The sequence below is a fragment of the Thermomonospora curvata DSM 43183 genome (genome assembly GCF_000024385.1).
Classification (GTDB): domain Bacteria; phylum Actinomycetota; class Actinomycetes; order Streptosporangiales; family Streptosporangiaceae; genus Thermomonospora; species Thermomonospora curvata.
The window spans coordinates 1,604,159-1,618,152 of the sequence record NC_013510.1 but is presented as its reverse complement, the minus strand read 5'-3'; the positions used below and the strand labels follow the sequence as shown (position 1 = coordinate 1,618,152).

The window sequence follows — 13,994 nt, the reverse complement described above, 5'->3', positions numbered from 1 at the left end:
GGGGCGGGGCGGAATTCGGTGCCGCAGGGACCGTGCCGGCAGCGGGCAGGGATCGTCCCAGGTCCCGCGGCGCCGCCGCATGTTCTCAGCAGCGGGCGTCCGGGGCGGCGAAGGCGGCGTGGACGGTGCGGGAGGCGCGGGTGCCGGTCCAGGACCAAGCGGTGGCCAAGGCCTCGACGGTGAGGAGGCCGCGGCCGGACTCGGCCAGGGAGGACGGGTCGGAGGCGTCGGTGACGCGGCGGACGCGCGGGTCGGTGGGGCCGCCTTGGTCGGTGACGGAGACGGTCACGCCGGTGCAGTCGCGGCGGACTTCCACGATGAAGCGGCCGCCGGGCAGGCCGGAGCGGGTGTGGCGCAACGCGTTGACGGCCAGTTCGTCCAGCACCAGCAGGACGTCGTCCAGGGGTGGGAAGTCGGCCAGCAGGCAGGCGGCGAAGGCTCTGGCGGCGCGGACCTGACCGGCCCGGCCGGGGAAGGAGCGCCGCCAGTACATGGACGGGATGGGCTCGACGGGGACGGGGAGGACGGCGGGCAGTGGCATGGGACTCCTTTCCGGATGGGCGGATCAGGCCGTGGGAGGCCGCGGCGGCACGGGCTTGTGATCAGCGGGGAGGCCGGGGGCCGTCGGATGGGTGCCGGTCGGGGAGACGGTTCAGGAGGTCTTGGGCCTTGGTGATGCGGGCGTGGGCGAAGCGGCGTTCCCGGTCGTTGACCACCGGAGAGGTGGTCCAGGGGGCGTAGACGTTGATGACGGCTTTCAAATAGCGGACGAAGACGGCGCGTTCGGCGGCGTGGTCGCCGGTGTCGGGTGGGGCCGGGGTCGGGTGAGCCGGGAGGAACGGCGGGCGAGACGGAGCGGGGGCCGGGCGGAGAGCAGGCAAAGCGTCTGGGCAAGGCGGGTTTTCCGGTGAAGGGGCGAGAGGCGCTGTCAGGGGCTGCGGCCGGTGGGGTGCAGGCCGGACAGCAGGGCCGAATGGGTGGGCGAGGTGCGCGGGATAGGCGGCCGGAATGGTCCGGTTCGGGCACCGGCGAGTGCAGTGAGAGCGCGTCGCATCGCCAGAAATGATCATTTCCTCTGACTTCTCGTCACGAGCTTTGAAATCCTGCTCCTCAAGAGTGGCGATGCGACCTATCCTTGGGGGCGCGAAACACCTGCACCCCGCAACGATGAGCCCCCCGATCGATGTGTACGAGGGAGTGCGTTCAATGGCAACGAGCCGCATGACGCCCCGGCTGTTCCTCGCCCGAGAGATAAGACGGGCACGCGAGGCAAAAGGGATAAGCAGGGTCGAACTTGCACAATCTGTATTCGTTTCTGAATCGCTGGTGCGCGCCTGGGAGTCGGGACGGCGCATTCCGCACCCCGACCACCTGACGAGGGTCGAGGGCATCCTGGGGACCGGCGGTCTCTTCACCCGGATGCGGGAAGATCTCGTTCAGAACGAGCCGCTCCCGGAGTACATGGGGCGCTGGCGGGAGATCGAAGAAGGAGCGACGTCAATGCTGTGGTACCAGCCGCTCCTCATCCCCGGCCTGCTCCAGACCGAGGAGTACGCCCGCGCCGTCTTCACCAACTCCGGCAGGCAGACCGGCGACGTGGAAGAGCAGGTGCAGGTGCGTCTGGATCGGCAGAAGGTCCTCACCCCTGAGCACTCCCTCATGTTCGTCGCCATCCTCGACGAGACGCTTCTGTACCGCCCGATAGGCGGCGCCAAGACGATGCACGATCAGCTCGTCAAGGTGCTGGAGCGCAGCGAGCAGCCCAATGTGAGGATCCAGATCGTCTCACAAGAGGTCGGAGCCTACCCCGGCCTGGCCGGAGGCTTCGCCATCGCCGCGATGAACGGCAACGAGTACGCCTACGTGGACGACGCATTCAGCGGCGACGTACTGGAACACCCAGAGGACGTGGCTACCATAAAGCGCATCTGGGAAACACTCCGCGCGGAAGCCCTCCCAGTGAAGCAATCGGTTGCGCTACTGGCAAAGGCGGTTGAGAGATGGGCAACGTGATGCACTGGCGTAAGTCCAGCCACAGTGGCAACGGCGGAGCGGACTGTGTCGAGCTGGCCCGCACCCCCCGCGAAGTGGCCGCCCGGGACTCCAAGAACCCTCACGGCGCGATCCTCAAGTTCTCCCCGGAGGCGTTCGGCGCTTTCCTGTCGGACATCAAGTCCGGCAAGTACGACCACCGCCACTGACTAAGAGAACAACCGCCGGCGGTACCCCCGAAAGGCTCCGAAGAACACTGAGCGTTTACCCGGTTCAGCGGAAACACAGCCACAGCGGAGAAACCCGCGTTGAACCGGCATACGCCCTACCCAAAGCAGCTCTTCGAGACTTCGCCCCCCGGGAGCAGAGAAGCACTACGGCTTACCTACGACGCCCCTGCGCGCTGTTGACGGATACCCAAGTCCAGCAAGTACAGCCACTGCGCCGAGCGAACGCCGATAACGTCCGCCTAGAGAACAGGAGGGCGATGGCCCATGGGCTGAAGTGGCGTAAGTCTGCTCACAGCGCTACTAACGGCGGAGTGTGCCTTGAGCCGGCACGCACCGCACACAAGGTGGCCGTGCGAGACTCCAGAACCCGGACGGCGGAATCCTGAAGATCTCGCTCGAGGCGTTCAGCACTCTGTCGGCCGGCATCAAGTCCGGCAAACAGAGTGCTGATCGCTGTGACGGAACGCCCCCCCGGCACCCCTGCCGGGGGGCGTTCGCGTCCCGAGCGCCCTCACCCGGAGCCGGCCAAGGCCGCGCCCCTCAGGCGCTCCCGGCCGCCTCGTCCCGATGGCGGTCACAGAGGCCTCAGAAGAGACGAACATCCCCAGCGCCGACCCATCGGCGAGCAGGCCCGCAAGCACATCGCGCTCACCGTCTTCGGCAGGACACCCCACCTCGGCCGGACCGCCGAAACGACCTGGCGTTGCCTTCGGGCCTGACCCGAAAGTTCCCCTGCCGCAGCGGACGGCCAGGATGAGAGCGCGAGGGTTTCACCAGTCCGGAGGCTCCTCCCCGCGCCTTCCGAACCTGCCGCCTCGACGGCAGGCGTTCGGCGGTGGGCGCCGCCTCTTTCCCAAGGGCCGACTCCTCCGGAAGCGACGCCGCTGCTTCGGCGGCCGGGTCCTCAGAAACGAATGGTGGCGATGCCCTCGACGGTGATGAAGCTCGGCTGAACCTCCTTCGGCAGGTCGAAGACGAGCACGACCTTGCCCTTACTGGAGGGGTTGATCTCCCAGTTGAAGTTGGAGGTGCCGCGGATGCTCTGGTCGCTCGCCACCTCCCGGGCCTGGTTGTAGGTCGCCCCGGAGACGTCCGTCAGCGTCGCCTCCATGAACTCCAGCATGGAGAAGGGCTCCTTGCCGAGGTTCTTCATCGTCACCGGGACGATCACGAACCTGCCCTGGGCGCGGTGCACGCCGCTGAACAGCTTCCGCGCCGTGGTCGCGGCCTTGGCCTCCTCTACTGAGAGTTCCAGGTCCCCTGCTCGTCCCGTCTCCCCGACCTGTACTTGCGGGAGCGTGGGGTTCGGGAAGGGGGCGGGGGTCGGGGAGGCGTCGTAGACTCCGCCGATCTCCTGGATCGGTCTGGCCGGAGCGGGGGCCGCCCGCCTCGCCTCCTCCTGTGACCCGCAGGCGGCGACCAGCACCACGGCCGCCCCGGCGACGACGCACTTCACCGCACGGCGGAGCAGGCGTTCACTCACTTCAGGCATGAACTGAATCCCCCCACTACATCAACCGGACTCGGCGACCAGATCGCGGACGTTCTCGACGCGGAGGCGGACGAGGCCGCACAGGTGGCCGGTGCCGCCTGGCAAGACACCGGCCGAACTCAGGTCCAGGCCCTCGGAAGACCAGAACCCGTCACCGTGCCCGCGGGCCGGCTCCCCGCTGGGGCGGGGCGGCGCTCATGGTCATCTCCTGTCTGTTCTCACCACCCGGTGACGGCTTCCGCCGCGTCGCGAAGGGCGGGACCACGGCCCTGCCCTCACCTCCCACCCGAGGGACCGGCGCCGGGAATCGTCCCGCCCGACAGGCTTCCAGCACTGGAAGCACAACAAGAGTGACATAGCAATGAAAGCACTGTCAAATCACTTCATAGCCTTTTCTTCTATTGACAAGGGAGATGGCTTGTCACTCGCGACCTCCCTGAGACGGCCGCCGGACAGGTCATGTCCGCCGCTCCGCCGGGCGGCGTCTCTCCCCTCCCGGTGGCAAGCGGGCAGCTCGTCACTCACGCCTTGCCCGTCTTCCTTGAAGCGGTCGCCGGACGAGCCGCCTTCGCCGGCATCTCCCCTCGTCCGGCAGGCAGGAAGGCCCTCGGCGCTGGTCGCCGTCAGCTCGACGCCTTGACCACGGTCAGCACGACCAGGGCCGTGGGGTCCACCTTCTTGCCCGCGGCGGGCTCCTGCTTGACGACCCGCCAGTTCACCGGCAGAAGCACCACGCTGGCGCCGTTCGGGTCGGCCGAGGAATAGTCGATGTTCTTGAACCCGGCCCGCTCGAGGATGTCGCGGGCGATGGCGCCGTTCTTGCCGACGACATCGGGCAGCTCGACCCTGTCATCCTCATCGCCGGCGGCGGGCCGGGCGGAGCCTGCGCCGTCCTTCTGGGGCGCGGCGGTGACGGTCTTCGTGACCGTGACGGTGACGCGGGGCTTCGGCTCGGCGCTCGCCCCGGACGCCGAACCTGCCTGCTGGGTGTCACCGGCAGTGACGGCACCGCCGATCCCGCAGGAGACGAAGGCGGTCAGGCCGAGAGCGAAGACGGCGACGCCGCGCCGCACCGTGATCGTCGCCGAGCGCTTGGGCGGCACCCCGAGCTGCGGGTATCCGGGCTGTCCCAGCGGCGGTCGGGGAGTGGACGAAGGAGGCTGCGCGTGCATGACGACACTCCGAAGTTCTGCTGGATCAGTGAACGGACCTGCGAGGACGTCGCGACCGGCGATGGGATGCCGCCCGAGATGCGCCGGTCCTAGTTGCCGAGGCTCAGATGCACTTCGCCGAGCAGCACCTGGGCCTGGGTGAACGTGACCTGGCCGCGGTGGGTGACCTCGACGCTGTAGAAGTCGTGCCAGGGAACCTCGGGAATCTCGAAGGGGAAGACGCAGCTCCAGGCGTACCGGACCGTGCCGCCGTTGTACTGCTTGTACTCAGTGACGTCCTGTGTCTTACCGGGGCCGAGAGCGCCGACGGCGATGGTCCTCCCCTCGGGATCGCGCACGACGACCTGGGCGCCCCTCGTGATGTCGGCATATCCCCCGATGCCCTCGCAGGAGGAAGAGAAGGAGTCCCGCGCCCCCGAGAAGGCTTTGCTTCCTCCCTTCAGAGTGAGCGTGCCGGTGAGGGGGATCGGCTGCGGGGTGGAGTTGCGCACCTCGTCAACCACCAGGACGCCGAACAGGATCAGACCCAGGCCCCCTGACACCAGGACCCGCCGGTAGCGCCACCACGGCTTGCGGGCCGGCTTTCCGCCGGGACGGGCGCGCCGCTCGGCGATGTCGGAGTTCATGGTCGGCTCTCCCACTCATGCTCGCCGTTCGGTGATGGCTTCTGCCTTGTCGAGGGCGGGTCTCGGCCCGTCAATCGCCTTTCACGTCCGAGGGACCGGCTCCGGGTGTCGTCCCGCCCCGGCAAGCCCCCGATGCTGGAAGCCCCATCAGGCTGACATTCTCATGAAAGCACTGTCAAATCAATTCATGATGCTCACTGTCGTTGACAGCGGTGTATAGTGCCCTCCAGGCAGCCCCACTCCCGAGGTCAGGAAGGTCATGTCGAAGCCACCCGCCCAGGTGACCGCCGCCGAGATCTCCCGGATCGCCGGGGTCACGCGCGCCACGGTCAGCAACTGGCGTCGCCGGCATGCCGACTTCCCGGCCCCGGTCGGCGGTACCGAGGCCAGCCCGCTGTACGACCTGGACGCCGTGCGGGCCTGGTTGAAGGCGCGCGGCCATGCGTCCGCGGCCAATCCCATCGAGGAGCTGCGCACCACGCTGCGCGCGCACGGCGGTGACACGGCACGGCTGCTGCCGCTGGTGCTCGCCGCCGCCCGGCTTGCGGACGGCGACCTCACAGAGCTGGGCGGGCTGCCCGATGCGGACATGGCCTCCCAGGTGACGGACGCGGTGCACCGGCTGGCGGGAGCGCTGCCCGGTGCGGAGGAGGTCGGCTACCGCACCGAAGAGGCAGACGTCCTGCGCGCGCTGCTGCAGTGCGTGCGGGACGAAGGCGCGCAGACGGCCTTGGACGTGCTGGCCGAACGGGAGCTGGAGGACAGCACCTCCGGCGGCACCTACGGCACTCCCCCAAAGCTGGCCGACCTGATGGCCCGCCTTCTCAAGCCGAGCGGCGGCCCCTACCCGGCGCGCGTGCTGGACCCGGCCTGCGGCGGCGGAACGCTGCTGGCCGCCGCGGCCCGGCACGGCGCCACGTTCCTGGCCGGTCAAGACAGCCTGCCGGTGCAGGCACGGCGCAGCACCGTACGGCTGCTATTGGCCGCACCCGAGGCGGAGGTGACGGTACGCGAAGGGGACAGCCTGCGCGCCGATGCCTTCTCCGGCGTCACGGTGGACGGCGTGCTGTGCAACCCGCCGTACGGGGACCGCGACTGGGGGCACGACGAGCTGGCCTACGACCCGCGCTGGGCCTACGGGCTGCCCGCGCGCGCCGAATCCGAACTGGCCTGGGTACAGCACGCCCTGGCGCATCTGGAGCCCGGCGGCCTGGCCGTGATGCTGCTGCCACCCGCCGTCGCCGCCCGCTCCTCCGGCCGCCGGGTGCGGGGGGCGCTGCTGCGCGGCGGCGCAGTGCGAGCGGTGATCGCGCTGCCGCCCGGGGCAGCCGTCCCGCTGCACATCGGCCTGCACGTGTGGGTGCTGCAGCGCCCCGACCCGAAGGCCGGGCCACCGGAGGCGGTGCTGTTCGTCGATACGGCCGCCGTGCCGGAGAGCGGCCGGGAACGGCGCGGCCCCATCGACTGGGAGGCGCTGAGCACTGCCGTGCTGTCCGCCTGGCGGGCGTTCTGCGAGAACCCGGCGGGTTTCCCGGCCGAGCCGGGCCGGGCGCGGGCCGTGGCCGCCATCGAGCTGCTGGACGAGTTCGTGGACCTCACCCCCGCCCGCCACGTCCGCACCGCGCCACAGGCTGACCCAGCCGCCACCGCCCGCCGGGCCGCCCGCGCAGTGGAACGCCTGGCCACGGCGACCGGGGCACTGGCCGAAGCGGGCGCGCCGGGCCAGTGGCCGGCGGCGGGCGAGCAAGCGCGCACCTGGCGCACCGCCACGGTCGCCGACCTCAGGCGCGGCGGCGCCCTCACCCTGCACCGCACCGTCCACACCTCCCCGGACGCCCGCGTCCCGGCCGAGCACGCCGGACGGGCCGTGCTCACCGGAGCGGACCTGATCGCCGGACGCCGGGCCGGCGGCGACCCCGCCGAGCTGCACTCGTCCGACCCGGTGGTGATCGAGGTCGGTGATGTGCTGCTGCCCGGGGTGCTCGGGTCCGGCCGGCCGGTCGCCCGGGTGGCCGACGAGAAGGACGCCGGGTGCCTGCTGGGCCTGCACGTGCGCCTGCTCCGCCCGGACCCCGCCCGGCTGGACCCGTGGTTCCTGGCCGGTTTCCTCACCGCCCCCGGCAACATCGGCCGTGTCGCCCCCGGCAGCTCGTCCCTGCAACTGGACGCCCGCCGGTTGCGGGTGCCGCTGCTGCCGCTGGAGGAGCAGCGCCGCTACGGCCGCGCCTTCCGGCGGCTGCACGAACTGCGAAGTGCGGCCCGGCAGGCCGGGGAGGCGGCCGAGGAGGCCGCGGAGCTGCTGGCGGAGGGCCTCACCTCTGGAGCGCTGCTGCCGCCGGGTGACGATCCCGCATGACCACCATCGCCTGCCCGGTGCGTTCACCAGACTGACAGTCATCGCCCCACCTGCCGAAGCCCTCAGCAAGGAACCCCTGAACACCAGCAAGCACACAGAGCTGACCAACCACGCCTGGCCCGTTGCAGATCTGCTGCGCGGCGACTACAGACAATCCGACTACGGCAAGGTGATCTTGCCGTTCACCGTGTTGCGGCTGCTGGGTCACACCCTCCCTGCGGCAACGGGGTCCACCTCCAGGCGTAGCACCCATCTATAGGGGCGTGCAGGAACCCGTCCCAGTCACCACCCGGAGTCGCCGGACAGGTCACTGAGGAGGTTGTGGACTCCCTCGGCCAAGGAGTGGCTGGGGCCGTGCAGGTGTTCGATGTCGGTCAGCAGGTCTGATAGGACGCGGTGGGCCTGGGCGGTGTCGCCCGCGCCCATGTGCAGCATGCCGATCTGGCGGCGCAGATCCAGGGTGCGTTCGTCGTCCTCGCCGAGGATACGGCGCTGGTCGGCCAGCAGTGCCTCCATCTCCCGCAGCGCCACTCCGGTCTCGCCGAGCACGGCATGGCAGGTGGCTTCCTGCAACCGGCAGCGCAGCACCGGCTCGGAATCCCGGCCGTGGCAGGCGGCCAGGTCGCCCACCAGACCTTGGTAGGCGGAGGCGGCCCGCTGGTACTCGCCGCCCTCGCACAACACGTCGGCCAGTTCCAGCCGCACATCCAGCGTCCGCGCGTGGTCGAAGCCAAGGGAGCATCCGGACTTTTCGACCTGGCGGGACAGCAGATCGGCGGCCTGCTGCGGCCTGTTCTTGTCCGGCGGCGGGGTCTCGGTGGGCGGAGCGGCGGTCGGGACGTTTTCCAGCAGGTCCAGCACCAGGCGTTCCAGGGCGGGGTCGGCGTCGGGCCGTAGCTCCCGCAGCAGGGTGGACTCGAGCTCCTCGTGCTGGCGGGCCAAGGCGAACACCGTGGCGCCGGAGAACGGCCGCCTGCCGGTGAGCAGTTCGTGCAGCACGCATCCCAGCGAGTACAGGTCGCTGTGCACGCTTCGGAGGGTCCTCCCCCGTGCCTCCCGAACCCGCCGCCTCGACGGCAGGCGTTCGGCGATGGTCGCCGCCTCTTTCCAAGGGACCGGCTCCTTGCGGAAGTACAGCAGATCCGCAGCGGTGCACGCCCCTCCTGGAGAGCAAGCCCTCGCCACCGTTTCTTCGAGGAAGAAGCCAACCATGATCAGTCGAGGCCTGCGAGCCCGGCCTCCGCGGAGTGCGCGCCGTCAGGGCAGCAGCGGGCTGGGGGTGCCGTGCCAGGAGACGTAAAGCTCTTCGCGGGCGCGGGTGCAGGCGACGAAGAGCAGAGAGCGTTCGGCGAGCATGTCGATCTCGTGCTGGACGCGGTCGATCTCGGCGGGGGTGACGGCGGCCTGCAAGGGCAGGGCTCGTTCGGTGACGCCGATGACGGCCACGCAGCGGAACTCCAGGCCTTTCATCGCGTGCATGGTGGCGATCCGCACGCCTTCCGCCGAGGGGTCGGGGCCGTCTTTGAGCAGCACCACCGGGATGCCGGCGTCCTTGAGGCGGTCGGCGGCGCGGCTGCCGAACTCGCGGAACCGGGCGGCCACCGCGATGTCGGACGGCTCAACCCCCGCCTCCAGCCACTGGCGAACCTTCTCGACCAGGGCGTCCAGCTCCTCCGGCTGGGTGCCGGCGGAGACCAGGACGGGCCGGCTGCCGCGCAGTCGGGAACGGTAGTCGGCCAACGTGTCGATGCCCTCGTCCAGGGCTTCGACGCGCTCTCCGGTCATGATGCCCGCCGCCCAGGTGAGGATCTCCTGGGTGCTGCGGTAGTTGAGGCGCAGCCGCGCCGACCGGCCGGAGACGTTGATGCCGAGGGAGCGCAGCGACACCCGGGTGTCGTAGATGCGCTGGTGGGGGTCACCGGCGATGAACAGGTCATCGCTTTGCTCGGCGACGGCGTTGCGCAGCACCCGCCACTGCGCCGGGTGCAGGTCCTGGGCCTCGTCCACCACCACATGCCGGTAGCGGGGGCCGTCGGCGGCCAGCAGCTCGGCCGCCCGCAGGCATAGCTGCAGGTGGGTGCAGCGGCCGTCGGCGGCCAGTTGCCGTTCGAACTCGGCGACGGCCCGCCACACCTGTTCCCGCTGGGCGGCGCGCAGCGCCACTCCCCGTCCGGCGCGGGAGGCCCGCAGGTACTCCTCCAGGGAGGTGATGCCCTGGGCGAGGATGACGTGGCGGTACTCCAGCATCAGGAAGTGCTCGTTCCACGGCAGGCCGAGCGACTTGGCGATCTTCTGCCAGCGTTTGCGGGAGTGGTAGTCGTTCTCGGACACCAGCTGGGGCACCGGCCCGTGCTCGGCCACCACCTGCATGGCCAGGGCGTTGACGGTGGTGACGTCCACCCGCTGCAGGGCCTGCTCGTCGTCCACCAGCAGCGCCAGGTTCTCCCGCAGCGAGTCGGCCAGGGCGTTGGTGAACGTGGTGAGCAGGATCCGACCGTCGCCGGGGAGGCTCAGCAGGTGCTTGACCCGGTGCAGCGCCACCACGGTCTTGCCGGTGCCGGGTCCGCCGGAGACCTGGGCGGGGCCGGCGTAACTGGGTTTGTAGGCGATGCGCCGCTGGGAGGGGTGCAGGAAGATCCGCCAGGCGCTGAACGGCTTGGTGAGGATGTCCTCCAGCTCCTCGGGGCCGGAGACGAGCGCGATCCGGCTGGGGGTGTTGGCGATCGCAGTGGCCAGGTCCTCGGTGCCGCTTTCGGCCGGCGCGTCGGCGGGACGGCGGACCGCCACGACCTGGTTCCACACCTCCTGGGGGGTGAAGCCCTGGGCCAGCCACCACAGCACCTCGTACTGGTCTTCGGGGAAGAGCTTGGAGAAGGCCTGGAGCTGGTCGAGGTCGATGATGGTGCGGACGGCCGGGAGCACGTCCTCGTCGATGCCCAGGTCGCGCAGCACGGCGTCCGAGTGGTCGGTGAACAGCAGCTTGGGGGCCCGGTCGGCGGCCTGCTGGAAGATCGGGGTGAGCTGCTCGATCGCCTCGACGTTGCGGATCTCCAGCCCACGGGTGACGGAGTTGACGGTGACGACCCGTTTGCGGGCCCATTCGATCGCCTTGTCGTGCGGCAGCACCTTCAGCAGCAGGTAGGTGCCGCTGCCGTCGTCGGGTGCCAGGACGACGCCGCGCCAGAAGTCGTTGATGCGGATGGTGCGGATCCGCCGGTCCCGGGCGTTCTGCAGCGCCTCCAGCCGCAGCCCTTTGTCGGCGGCGAGCTCGGCCTGGCTGAGCTTTTGGAACTTGGCCATCGCCTCCCGCACGCCCCGCCTGACCGGCTTCTCCAGACGCTCGTACTCCTCGAAGAACCCGTTGGCGAAGGCGAGTTGCGGCAAGGCGTCCTCCGGCGGAGCTGGAACGTGGACGATGCAGCGTCACTTTACTTCACAATGACAGTGTTCACGGTGGAAAGTTATGTTTTCATCTGTTCACACCACCTCTGCTGTCCACGGACGTGAGAGAGCCGATGCCCTCAGCACGTCCCGGTGGGACGCCGCCAGCCTCGTGCCGCCCTCGAACCGATCCGTGACTGCTTCTCCTGCTCCGGCTGATCGAGTTCCTATGGAGGCCCGAACGCTACCGATCCGCTCAGCGCGATCGGTGATCGAACGCCGAGACCGCCTGTGAATCGTCGTCCAGGCGGCATCCAGTGCCGACTGAAGGAGCTGCACGGCCACCGAGGTGTTTGAACCCCGACCGGCTCAAAAGCCTGGCCCTTCGTACTGCCCCTCGCCGAGTAGCGCCTTCATCCGCCGGCTTCGGCGCGCTGCATCGCACATTTCCTTATCCGGACCGATCCGGACGACCCGACCGGTCGTATCTCGGTTCGAGCCGCTGCCGGGCCGCCATGCGGCCGAGACAGTGCGCCCCCTGCTCGCGACCCTTATGGTGAGCTGCTATGAAGGGCTCGCGACCGTGCAGGTGACGATCAACGGTGTCCATCATCTGACTGCCAGGACCGAGGAGGGTTGGACGGTGGTCCCGGTCGATCCCGACAAAGCGGAATCAGGGTTCCGTCTCGACCGTTGCATCGCCGGCTCCTCCTACGAACCCACCGCTGGCGGCCCAGGCGCGACCGGGTGGGCCGGATCAGGCCCTGCCTGAACGCCGCCTGGCCCCACTGAACCTTCTTCAACACGCCGTTTCAGCAGCTCAGTACGGGTACGTCGCAGCCGGGGAGGAGGCCGTGCCCTGCGATGGCACGGCACCGTGTGCCACCGAGGCCTCCATCTCAGCCGCCCGAGACCGCGTGTTGAAAAGGTTCACTGGAACGAGGGCGAAGGTTGTCATGTCTGCTTCGGTACCGGCGATCTCATCGAGTTCGCCGTATCCGCCGTCTGCGACTGGCCGCTGCCGGCCTGCGCCATCGACGACCGGATCGGCACTGACACCGTCTCTCAGGTGCTTGGAGAGGCGCTGGAGCACTAGGCGATCAACCTCGGCCCCGCCGCTCCCGAAAGCCGCCGACTTCTGAAGACGCTCTCATCACACTTGAGCGAGGGCAGCCCGGTGAAGCAGGCCATCGACGCCTACCTCAATCGGGTCTGTCTCTCTACGAGGGTGAAGGGGAACCGGGTCCTGAAAGGCCGGAAGCGCGGGCGGGTTTCGGGCAGGAGAGGAGACATACACAGGCCTGCGGTCCACGCGGAGACTGCCCGGGCACGGCCCGCCGTAGAGAACCGTCCCTACGGCGGGCCGGCGCCGGAGATGCCCCCGGTCGTCATGAAGCTGAGGGCAGGCCGGAGGCAGGGGGCATGACATGGGCGCGGTAGGGAGCGAGTCGTTCGTTGAGCCAGGCGAACCCGGCCGGGTCGTCGAAGTCCGCTCCGGCGTCCGGGACGACGCGCAAGGCATCGGGCGGGCAGCGGCCCTCGTCACCGAATAGCACGAGGGCCGGTTGGGCGCCCTCGCGCTTGGACGGCCAGATCATGCCCTGGGCCTGCGGGGCGTGCTCTCGGATCCAGCTCGCCCACTGGCGGGTGAGGTGGTAGTGCTCGGGCAGGGCATGGATCAGCCAGGTGTCCTGGGCCACCGCCGCCAATGCCTCCCCTGACAGCAGATCCACCAGGCTCAGGTCCATGGTGGTCTCGACGGCGCTGATGCGGCGACCGCGGACCTTCTTCTGCACGATGAGTCGGTTCCCTTCGTGGGTGAAGGGAAGGTCGCGCAGAAAAGTCTCGACCAGCGCGACATCGGCGTCCAAGGCGGCGTAGTAGTAGGGGTAGGGGTCGGCGGTGGTGCCGTCGAACCGGCCGCCTTCTCTCTTGATGCGGGCCGGCCTGGGGTTGAAGTCGGTGGGTTTCCTTTCCTTCTTGTGCACCCGCCACAGCCGGCTGCCGGCGGGCAGCGTGTACAGGTACGGGGTGGGGCAGTAGTGCTCGGGAGGGGTGGCAGGAGGCATGGGCGTCACACCTCCGCCACATCGGCGCGGGCAGCGGCGATTAGCTCTTCAGCCTCGATGTCCCCCAGCAACCGGGCCGGTACGCCGCCGAGCCATCCGTTCTCCCCCAGCCACCAGTCGGCCACCCCGAAGGGGTCGTCGGCCGCGTCGAGGATCCGGTTGACCTCCCGTATCACGTCCAGGTGCGCACCGGCGTCGCTGAACTGGAAGGCGGGCCATTGGGGGGTGCCGTCGGCGCGGTTCAGCCGGATGAGGTCGGAGTCGGCGGGGTCGATGCCCTGTGCCCGCACCTGTTCGGCGTCCAGGGCGGGTGCCGCCAGCAGCCGCTCGATGATTTGGGCGGCGATCTGCTCCGGGGTCGGTTGGAGGTCGATCAGCCGCGCCCACAGCGTTTCGGACAGCTGGGGCCAAAAGTCCGTCTGCGCCGTGCTCGCCCACCGGTCGCCGCCCTCCCGCAGGGCCTGCCGGAAGGGATGGTCGACCGGCAGGTGGGAGCGGAGCAGGTCGGCGATCTCCTCGGCGATCTCGGCGGCGGTCTCGGGGTCGCTTTGCGCCGCCAGTTCGCGGGCCAGCCCGGTCAGCTCGGCGCGCTCATCGTCCGGCAGCCGGGAGACGATGTCCTCCCACTGCTGGGTGAGCACGGTCATGGCTTGTCGCAATCCCACCTCATCACCTC

The 13,994-nt window shown here is 69.6% G+C and carries 14 protein-coding genes; 5 read left to right on the top strand and 9 right to left on the bottom strand.

All coding sequences use genetic code 11. The features are described 5' to 3' along the window. Positions 1–85: 85 nt before the first annotated feature. Entirely contained in the window at positions 86–541 is a 456-nt protein-coding gene (locus TCUR_RS06965) for an ATP-binding protein (protein WP_012851780.1), read from the bottom strand. A 61-nt stretch (positions 542–602) separates the two neighbouring features. Continuing rightward, positions 603–761 carry a hypothetical protein gene (locus tag TCUR_RS26945; RefSeq protein ID WP_169313003.1) on the bottom strand — a complete coding sequence of 53 codons (159 nt, stop codon included), beginning with the start codon at positions 759–761 and terminating at the stop codon, positions 603–605. A gap of 460 nt (positions 762–1,221) precedes the next feature. On the opposite strand from TCUR_RS26945, the gene TCUR_RS06960 reads away from it, so the two are divergent. The 3 genes from TCUR_RS06960 (at position 1,222) to TCUR_RS28485 (ending at position 2,608) form a co-directional block, all read left to right on the top strand. Further along, entirely contained in the window at positions 1,222–2,013 is a 792-nt protein-coding gene (locus TCUR_RS06960; protein ID WP_041441147.1) for a helix-turn-helix domain-containing protein, read from the top strand. Further along, on the top strand, positions 2,001–2,201 hold the full coding sequence (locus TCUR_RS06955; protein WP_012851777.1) for a DUF397 domain-containing protein: 201 nt from the start codon (positions 2,001–2,003) through the stop codon (positions 2,199–2,201). Before TCUR_RS06960 ends, TCUR_RS06955 begins: the two co-directional genes overlap by 13 nt. A 278-nt stretch (positions 2,202–2,479) precedes the next feature. Then, positions 2,480–2,608 carry a DUF397 domain-containing protein gene (locus TCUR_RS28485; protein WP_083789794.1) on the top strand — a complete coding sequence of 43 codons (129 nt, stop codon included), beginning with the start codon at positions 2,480–2,482 and terminating at the stop codon, positions 2,606–2,608. Between the two features lie 518 nt (positions 2,609–3,126). Here the strand turns inward: TCUR_RS28485 and TCUR_RS06950 are convergent. From TCUR_RS06950 to TCUR_RS06940, 3 genes are all read right to left on the bottom strand, one after another. Further along, a complete protein-coding gene (locus TCUR_RS06950; RefSeq protein ID WP_012851776.1) occupies positions 3,127–3,714 on the bottom strand; it encodes a DUF4352 domain-containing protein in 588 nt (195 codons plus the stop codon). 623 nt (positions 3,715–4,337) lie between these two features. Further along, positions 4,338–4,817, bottom strand: a complete 480-nt coding sequence (locus TCUR_RS06945; protein ID WP_041439375.1) for a PASTA domain-containing protein — start codon at positions 4,815–4,817, stop codon at positions 4,338–4,340. 158 nt (positions 4,818–4,975) lie between these two features. Then, positions 4,976–5,512 (bottom strand): hypothetical protein, encoded by a 537-nt coding sequence (locus TCUR_RS06940; RefSeq protein WP_012851774.1) that lies wholly within the window; start codon positions 5,510–5,512, stop codon positions 4,976–4,978. Between the two features lie 259 nt (positions 5,513–5,771). Here TCUR_RS06940 and TCUR_RS06935 point away from each other — a divergent pair, with 259 nt between their 5' ends. Together TCUR_RS06935 and TCUR_RS27840 are read left to right on the top strand one after the other, a co-directional pair. Next, complete coding sequence (locus TCUR_RS06935) at positions 5,772–7,868, top strand: N-6 DNA methylase (protein ID WP_012851773.1); 2,097 nt, start codon at positions 5,772–5,774, stop codon at positions 7,866–7,868. Continuing rightward, positions 7,765–8,127, top strand: coding sequence for a type I restriction-modification system subunit M N-terminal domain-containing protein (locus TCUR_RS27840; RefSeq protein ID WP_245537001.1), 363 nt, complete (start codon positions 7,765–7,767; stop codon positions 8,125–8,127). The genes TCUR_RS06935 and TCUR_RS27840 overlap by 104 nt, the downstream gene beginning before the upstream one ends. Positions 8,128–8,150: 23 nt before the next feature. On the opposite strand, the gene TCUR_RS06930 is transcribed toward TCUR_RS27840, so the two are convergent. The 4 genes from TCUR_RS06930 to TCUR_RS06910 all read right to left on the bottom strand — a co-directional run bounded on the left by TCUR_RS06930 (position 8,151) and on the right by TCUR_RS06910 (position 13,983). Further along, complete coding sequence (locus TCUR_RS06930) at positions 8,151–8,897, bottom strand: serine/threonine protein kinase (RefSeq protein ID WP_012851772.1); 747 nt, start codon at positions 8,895–8,897, stop codon at positions 8,151–8,153. Positions 8,898–9,125: 228 nt separating this feature from the next. Then, the gene (locus TCUR_RS06920; protein ID WP_012851771.1) at positions 9,126–11,252 is read right to left on the bottom strand and encodes a UvrD-helicase domain-containing protein; all 2,127 of its coding nucleotides are present in this window, start codon (positions 11,250–11,252) and stop codon (positions 9,126–9,128) included. Between the two features lie 1,385 nt (positions 11,253–12,637). Then, positions 12,638–13,318: an RES family NAD+ phosphorylase gene (locus tag TCUR_RS06915; RefSeq protein WP_012851770.1), complete on the bottom strand. Its 681-nt coding sequence runs from the start codon at positions 13,316–13,318 to the stop codon at positions 12,638–12,640. Between the two features lie 5 nt (positions 13,319–13,323). Next, positions 13,324–13,983: a hypothetical protein gene (locus TCUR_RS06910; protein WP_012851769.1), complete on the bottom strand. Its 660-nt coding sequence runs from the start codon at positions 13,981–13,983 to the stop codon at positions 13,324–13,326. Positions 13,984–13,994 lie beyond the last annotated feature (11 nt).

Excerpts from the sequence above, each read along its gene's own strand:
- TCUR_RS06965 (WP_012851780.1), bottom strand. The coding sequence starts at position 541 with ATGCCACTGCCCGCCGTCCTCCCCGTCCCCGTCGAGCCCATCCCGTCC.
- TCUR_RS06960 (WP_041441147.1), top strand. The coding sequence starts at position 1,222 with ATGACGCCCCGGCTGTTCCTCGCCCGAGAGATAAGACGGGCACGCGAG.
- TCUR_RS06955 (WP_012851777.1), top strand. The coding sequence starts at position 2,001 with ATGGGCAACGTGATGCACTGGCGTAAGTCCAGCCACAGTGGCAACGGC.
- TCUR_RS28485 (WP_083789794.1), top strand. The coding sequence starts at position 2,480 with ATGGCCCATGGGCTGAAGTGGCGTAAGTCTGCTCACAGCGCTACTAAC.
- TCUR_RS06950 (WP_012851776.1), bottom strand. The coding sequence starts at position 3,714 with ATGCCTGAAGTGAGTGAACGCCTGCTCCGCCGTGCGGTGAAGTGCGTC.
- TCUR_RS06940 (WP_012851774.1), bottom strand. The coding sequence starts at position 5,512 with ATGAACTCCGACATCGCCGAGCGGCGCGCCCGTCCCGGCGGAAAGCCG.
- TCUR_RS06935 (WP_012851773.1), top strand. The coding sequence starts at position 5,772 with ATGTCGAAGCCACCCGCCCAGGTGACCGCCGCCGAGATCTCCCGGATC.
- TCUR_RS06915 (WP_012851770.1), bottom strand. The coding sequence starts at position 13,318 with ATGCCTCCTGCCACCCCTCCCGAGCACTACTGCCCCACCCCGTACCTG.